This window comes from Pseudonocardia sp. 73-21, from assembly GCF_001899645.1.
Taxonomy (GTDB): Bacteria; Actinomycetota; Actinomycetes; order Mycobacteriales; family Pseudonocardiaceae; genus Pseudonocardia.
Genome location: NZ_MKVV01000032.1, coordinates 14,729 through 21,842, shown reverse-complemented (window position 1 = coordinate 21,842; position 7,114 = coordinate 14,729). Strand labels below are relative to the sequence as shown.

General features: G+C 60.9%; 6 protein-coding genes. 5 read left to right on the top strand and 1 reads right to left on the bottom strand.

The window, feature by feature from the left end; translation table 11 throughout:
- The first annotated feature begins 42 nt into the window (after window positions 1-42).
- On the top strand, window positions 43-1,296 hold the full coding sequence (locus tag BGP03_RS08940) for an IS256 family transposase (protein ID WP_299736067.1): 1,254 nt from the start codon (window positions 43-45) through the stop codon (window positions 1,294-1,296).
- A 49-nt stretch (window positions 1,297-1,345) separates the two neighbouring features.
- Complete coding sequence (locus BGP03_RS08935) at window positions 1,346-1,612, top strand: hypothetical protein (RefSeq protein ID WP_299736064.1); 267 nt, start codon at window positions 1,346-1,348, stop codon at window positions 1,610-1,612.
- A gap of 291 nt (window positions 1,613-1,903) precedes the next feature.
- Here the strand turns inward: BGP03_RS08935 and BGP03_RS08930 are convergent, their stop codons facing one another.
- Window positions 1,904-2,047 carry a hypothetical protein gene (locus tag BGP03_RS08930; RefSeq protein WP_299736062.1) on the bottom strand — a complete coding sequence of 48 codons (144 nt, stop codon included), beginning with the start codon at window positions 2,045-2,047 and terminating at the stop codon, window positions 1,904-1,906.
- 434 nt (window positions 2,048-2,481) lie between these two features.
- Here BGP03_RS08930 and BGP03_RS08925 point away from each other — a divergent pair, with 434 nt between their 5' ends.
- The 3 genes from BGP03_RS08925 to BGP03_RS08915 all read left to right on the top strand — a co-directional run bounded on the left by BGP03_RS08925 (window position 2,482) and on the right by BGP03_RS08915 (window position 6,994).
- Window positions 2,482-3,060 (top strand): hypothetical protein, encoded by a 579-nt coding sequence (locus BGP03_RS08925; protein ID WP_299736060.1) that lies wholly within the window; start codon window positions 2,482-2,484, stop codon window positions 3,058-3,060.
- 237 nt (window positions 3,061-3,297) lie between these two features.
- Window positions 3,298-3,495: a hypothetical protein gene (locus BGP03_RS08920; RefSeq protein WP_299736058.1), complete on the top strand. Its 198-nt coding sequence runs from the start codon at window positions 3,298-3,300 to the stop codon at window positions 3,493-3,495.
- Between the two features lie 652 nt (window positions 3,496-4,147).
- Window positions 4,148-6,994 carry a hypothetical protein gene (locus tag BGP03_RS08915; RefSeq protein WP_299736056.1) on the top strand — a complete coding sequence of 949 codons (2,847 nt, stop codon included), beginning with the start codon at window positions 4,148-4,150 and terminating at the stop codon, window positions 6,992-6,994.
- Window positions 6,995-7,114: the final 120 nt, after the last annotated feature.

The following is a 7,114-nucleotide window of genomic DNA, read 5'->3' as shown; positions in this document are numbered from 1 at the left end:
AGCGCTACGTGGCCCGCGAGGTCTTCCGCGCCCTGCCCACACTTGACAGTCCATAGGAGCATCCCGTCCCGGTTCCTGCACGAGCAGCTGGGGTCCGCGTCGCCCGATCTACTCAGATCGATGTTGACCACGTTCATGAACACCCTGATGTCCGCCGAAGCCGACGCGGTCTGCGGCGCCCCCTACGGCGAGTCCAGCCCGGAGCGGGTCAACGTGCGCAACGGCTACCGGCCCCGCGAGTTCGACACCCGCGCCGGCACCCTCGAGGTGGCGATCCCGAAGCTGCGCGAGGGTTCCTACTTTCCGGACTGGCTGCTGGAACGCCGCCGCCGCGCGGAACGGGCGCTGACCACGGTGGTCGCGACCTGCTATCTGCTCGGGGTCTCCACGCGGCGGATGGAGAAGTTGGTCGACGCCCTGGGCATCACGCGGCTGTCGAAGTCGCAGGTCAGTGTGATGGCCGCCGAGCTCGACGCACACGTCGCGGAGTTCCGCGGCCGCCCGCTCGATGCCGGGCCTTACACGTTCGTCGCCGCGGACGCGCTGGTGCTCAAGGTGCGCGAGGGCGGGCGGGTGGTCAACGTGCACGCCCTGGTCGCCACGGGGGTGAACGCCGACGGGCACCGGGAGATCCTCGGTGTCCAGGTCACTTCCGGTGAGGACGGCGCCGGCTGGCTGGCGTTCTTCCGCGACCTCACCGCGAGAGGCCTGACCGGGGTCCGCCTGGTCACCTCCGACGCCCACGCCGGTCTGGTCGCCGCGATCGGCGCGACCCTGCCCGGGGCGGGCTGGCAGCGCTGCCGCACCCACTACGCGGCGAACCTGATGTCAGCCACCCCGAAATCGTCATGGCCGTGGGTGCGAGCCCTGTTGCACTCGGTCTACGACCAGCCCGACACCGCCTCGGTGCACGCCCAGTTCGACCGGATCCTCGACGCCGTCGGCGAGAAACTCCCCGCCGTCGCCGAGCATCTCGACACCGCCCGCGCCGACGTGCTCGCGTTCACCAGTTTCCCGAAGGAGCTCTGGCGCCAGATCTGGTCGAACAACCCCCAGGAACGGTTGAACCGGGAGATCCGCCGCCGCACCGACGTGGTCGGGATCTTCCCCAACCGTGACGCGCTGATCCGCTTGGTCGGCGCGGTGCTGGCCGAGCAGCACGACGAGTGGATCGAAGGGCGTCGATACCTCGGCCTCGAGGTCCTCAAACGCGCCCGCGTCACCGCCGTTCCCGACCACACCGACAGCACGACCGAGGAGGTCCCGACCAGCGACATCCCGGCGCTCAGCGCCTGACAACTACAGAAGATCACGCGGCTGACCGCGAAACACCACGCCCGGGGACTTGACCATCCCACGTACTCAAGCAGCCGTCGAAGCTTTCCGATCTGCTAATCTCTACTCTCGGCGCTACCAGCTCAGCATTACTGCTCCCGCCCCAATTGCTGCGGCGGCTACAGAGGCGTTCGACAGGCTTCGGGACATGCGCGACATTATTGCAGATGGTCACGGCAATGAGTCGGATCTCTATGTGGCGTCGAGGGTCGAGTACGACGAGATGAAAGAGCAGTTGATCTCTCTCATGCGCAAAGACTTAGATCAGGCCATATAAACGCTAAGGAGATCAGTCTCCGGCCAGCGTACTGTGGCTCTCAGTGCAGCTCCGCCTGCGGCGCACTGCGGCATGCGGCTCGGGCGTACCGCGCGAAATTGTCGGAAGGTTCATTATTGACGACCAGCGGTCCGTGCATCTGATCCGTAGTTGGGACGCTGACATCCCCATACCCGGCGACGTGCGGCGCCGCCGGTCTGATGGGCATCAGTCCAGGCAGGGGTGGCACTGGTGGACGACAGTTCGTGGACCAACCCCTGGACCGAGATCAAGTGCACCAGCGGCAGATCCTCAGGTCGCCCGGGCACTGAGGTCGTCCGCTCGCTCCTTCAGCTCGCGCGCGAGGTAGCGCGCTTGCTCGAGCGACAGGCCGACCACCACCGACGTCTCCGGGTTGAGTCCGTCGATCCCGTAGGTACCGACCTCGAGGCCCACACGCCGGCGTCGTTGAGCGTCTGGGTCACGTCGCCCAGCGCCTCCGCAATGGCGGCCAGGCCGCGGGGCGCCGCAACCACGGGCTCATACATGCCCTCCAAGATCACGCGGTCCCCGACCTTGGCACGTATTCGGCACGCGGGCGGTCGGCCTGGTCTCCGGCGATCCGCAAACGTCAACTTGACGGTCTCCGCCGCATCTGCCAGTCCGTTCGCCCAGGTGCTTACTCCTCCCCCGCCCCCTTGTCCATACCGCTTTCCTCGTTGTGCCAGTCGGGCCAAGGGGCTGAAGGCATCGCGGAGCGACGGCGCAGCCGCCCTTGATGAGGCCGGCGCGACGAAGACGATTGAAGCAGAGGGAGCAGCCACGCCACAGTTGAGCCGCATCAAGGCTAACGATGTCGGGGACGAGGGCGAGTTACACCGGAAGCAGGGTTGACTCTGATACCGAAAGCCAGGTGCGCCATTTTCGAGACCGTCTCTGCTGTCATCGCGGTTCTGGCCGCTGCAGCGGCATCGGTACAAGTTGCCGTGATGCGCCGCATCGCATCAGCCGAGCGAACCAATGAACTTTTTGAACTAATGCACAACGAGCACAATCGAAAAGCTCGAGAGACGGTATGGGACCTAGAGGGGAAGCCTCGCGAACAATGGTCGGATGCTGAATTGAGTTCAGCCTTCCGAGTTGCAGCAGACTTGTCGCAGCTCGGGTTTATTCTGCGTCACGGCAACATCCCGCGCCAACCATTTCTGGACATCTGGGGTCGGCAGTCTATTAAGCTCTACACGATCATTGGACCAATGCTTGAAGATCGGCGGCAGCAGTGGGATTCACCCGAGCGGTGGATCTACTTTGAGTGGTTTGCCAGACTCGCCTCGATGGACGCAGAGCGGCGGCGACCTTGGTGGGAGAAAGGTGCCTGGGCAACCGGGGTAAAACCCCTGGTCAGAGGTGGAGCGGGCGACGGGAATCGAACCCGCGTAGCTAGTTTGGAAGGCAACCCGTCAGCCTGACGGGAAACCCCTACCTGCGCCGGTACCCACACCGGCGCACTCCGTCATTCCCACGACCATCACCGGACGGCGACGTTTCGCGCCACATGTGATGCCACGCAAGTCGGACCTCTTACGCGGTATCCGCACCCCGCTCGCCATCGACACGCGCTCGTCCGCGGGCGCAAATAGACGGCTCGGCAGTACCGTCGACCACGGGCTCGTGCCCACGAGCAGGCACGCCTCGACCGCCGGGAAATGTACGCCGTGTCGACGACCGACCCGCAACAGCCGCCCACCAGGCAGAAACTCGTCCCGTCCACCGAGGACACCTTCGGCAACTCCGCACCCCGGCACGCCGCTGAGGATCTGGCCCAGGCCGGGATCTTCGACGACGGCGGGGTCGAGGAGTTCATCGCCGACTTCTACGGCATGCGCCGCTCAGACGTCGCCTGAAAATGCGGCAGGTCGTCCTCAACACCGACGTCCCATCACAGCTCATCAACCAGGGACTGCCTGCCGAGCTGCTGCGCCAAATCGTCGGCGCCCAAGCCGGCATCACCCTCATCGCCCTCGGCGAGCTCACCGGCTGGGCCACCCTCCGCCAATGGGGAAGCCCACGACGCGCGGAACTCACCACCTGGCTGGTAGCACGCCCCAACGCTCCCCTACACCGACGACATCGCTGCGTCTTGGGGCGAGATCTCCGCACACGCAACAGGCCGCGGCCGTCCGCAGCCCCAGAACGACACCTGGATCGCGGCCTGCTGCCTGGTCTACGACCTGCCCCTCGCCACCTTGCACACCAAAGACTCCCGAGACTTCGCCGAGCGCGGAGGCCTCGTTGTCTTCGGCTCCTGAGCCTCAGTTGGCTTCGCCGAATTTGATGTCGCGATCCTTGTCCCGCCGTTTGTGCGGAGCGAGTTGCTGACCCCTCCCCGTACTGACTTCACCCCACGTGATGCGTGCATGCACGCTGTAACGACGCGGTCGCCACCAACGAATACCCAATGTACCGTCAGTCCAGGGACAGAAAAGTGGTGCAATGACGACGAGCACAATCGGGCGACGACTCATACCAATGTTGCTCGCAGTCGCCACCTTAATAGTGAGCCTGGCCCTCGTGTCAGCCTCCAACGCTTTTGCCGCTGGCACTCAGACTGGAACATCCTGGCTGCGTGCTCAGATACTTGGCTCCTCAGACTTGCCCCGCTTCACCGCCCAAGCGAACCACATTACGGACATCAGCGACGTACTACCCGGAAGCGGCGCCTACTTTGACACACTGCGTAACGGTAGGATACTTTCCGGATACGGTCGCAGCTTCCTCTCATATGACGGCGTAGAATGGGTATATGTCGACCTAATCGAATACACCAATGCCCATATCGCAACCATTCTGCAGCGCGCATGGGACAAGAGACCTGACGTAGTATTGGATCCGACCGGCCTATCTGTCCAGCATAAGCTCGACGAGGATTCCTACACCGCGCAAGCAGTAGTCACGCGAGGTCGAGTGACGGCCAAAGTCCGCCTGACTACCCGTCTCAAGAAGTCGGAATCTGTGATCGACACTGCAGCTGTCGACCATATGCTGGCTGTTACTGCTCGACAACAAGAGGCTCGGATAGATCCCTCGCCCGATGTCGATTCGTCCGCTACATTAGGGGTTGGCTCACTTCACTTCTACCTACTGTACCTAATCCTACTGTACGCGTTTGGCGGGCAGATCTTAGTCGGCTTCGTAATCGGCGTGACCGACAAAGCTACACTTGAAGCGATCTGGCGCTACATAACATCAAAACCAAAGCACCTCGACTCGGAGATCCTAGAGAATCGTGACATAAGACCTGACGTCAGGCGCCATATGATCAGGTACCGCCTTGGCGTAGTCCTCAGAGCACTCTGCATCGCCCTAGCTATTGGCGGTGCTTATCAATTCGGCCCGGGTATTATCGGAAGTATGATCATACTCGGTGTCGCGGCCGTCGGGTTCACCTCTCTACAGTTGCTATTTGCGCGACGGAAAGCTTCTCAGACGTCTCGAGTTACGTACAGCCGCTTAACATTAGCTGCAACTATCGCACTGACGTCAGCTTCTGTCGCGATTGCAACCTTCGGTGCTCTATTTGTATTTCTGGCTATTATGGCTAGATTGGCAGTGCCGCCCGACCTGACCCCTGCTGGTGCAGCACACGTTCAATTGGCGTACTTGCTCGGCGGAATTGGACTCTTCGGCGTTGCCGATGTGCCGGTTCGCGTGGGACGGCGGCTAATTATTCGTCAGGCACGCAAGCTGCTCGACCAGGATGATCGACCAATCTGCCTTCTGCTTCGCTCCTTTAGCGAAGATCGGCGAACAATTCGCGTGAGGCGGACTACTGGACAGCACCTATTCATCGAGCGACTGTCCTTGCGGCGTCGAGAAGGCTTTGAGGAACTCCTAGCTTGGTCACTCTGGCCTTGCGGTCCTGTCGTGGCAGTTGGGGAGCCGGGTACACGATTACCACCGCTCGGAGCCGCTCGCCTATATTTTAGTGACGCCAATTGGCAAGCTGAAGTCCGCTCTATGATGACGGAAGCGAAGCACGTAGCCCTCATCCTAGGCCGGGGCCCGTCGCTGCTTTGGGAGGTTGAGCAGCTCAGCAACCTGCAGCTCCTCCATAAAGCATTGTTTATCCTTCCGCCGGTATCCGCACGCGAAGCACAGTTGCGTCTCACTATCCTTAACTCTGCCCTATCTCTGCCAGACGGCACTTTACAAGAACTGGATAACGGCCGACTTCGAGTCCTAGCGATGTCAGTTCGCTCTGATGGCAGGCTCATATGCTGGACGAATAGAACTCGAACTGATGTAGCATACGAAGCAGCTATTGAAGCGGCCACTACAAGAATCCATATAGAGGAGCCGAATCCTACCGCCGCAACGTTGCGGAAGACTGTATCCGTACGCTCTAACGTCGAGCGCATACTTGTGCGCTCGCCGACAAGAGCTGCTGCACAACGAGCGCGCCTACGGCGTTTATTGGCAATCGCCCCATGGGCAATCTACCTCACACTAAGCACTCTGACCGCAATTCTTGTGCTCCCTGCACCGCCGCCCATCCCATTTCCTGGAAACAAAGTGGGAGGCGTGATGCGTATCGGGTCATTGGCCGAGATTAGCAATGGTCGATATCTCGGCGTTGGCTGGAGCGGACAGACCCTCGTATCATTTGGACAAGCCGCACCTCCGACTGCAGCATTTACCTTTGAAGGATACGGTCACCAGGTTGTTACAGACGGTGAGATGGCCTACGTCGAGCAATCGAGTCCCAACGCAATCATCGGACTGAACGAATCGTCGCGAGGTGTGTACTCCACGAAGTGGGTGACGGATCTCGATTCTCAAGCGTGGGACTTTGCCGTGTATCGCGACCACATTGTCGCGGCACTTCCGGCGCAAGATGCGGTGCTCATAATTAATAAGCGTAGCGGAAGAGTCGAGAATACCCTCCACCTTCCGGGTGGACCAAATAGCATTAGTATCGCCGGCGATCAGGTCCTGGTAGGGTCTGAAACTAATTCCACGATCTACCAGCTAAACTACGCTCTCACTGCAATTGCCAAAGCTGTCAAGATTGCGATCGCACCTTCCAGAATCGTCGAACTAGGCAATCAAGTATACGTTGCGAGTATTCTTGACTCAAGTGTCGCCGTTTACGACGCGCAGACGTTGGAACTTCTGCACACGGCGTTCGTTCCTGCGACGAACGGCGTCGTCGCTGCGACTGGATCAACGATAGTCGTTGGCACATCAGAGCGAACGCCCCGCCTGCTATACCTTACGTCGAACACTCTTGAAGTGACTCGATCCGAAGCACTACCGGAACAAATTGTCGCTCTTGTTTCGACGCCAGATGGGCCTCTAGGGACCTTTCCAGATTCTAAAGCTGTCGTGCAATTTGCAAAATAGGTACACCATCGACGCGCAGCCGGACGTTTGCAGGCCTTGCACCCTCCCTGGAAGGTCCTCGGAACGAGACGTACGGCTCCGCCGTCGGTCGGGCGTGCGTAGCAAGGCCGCGCTGGCGGT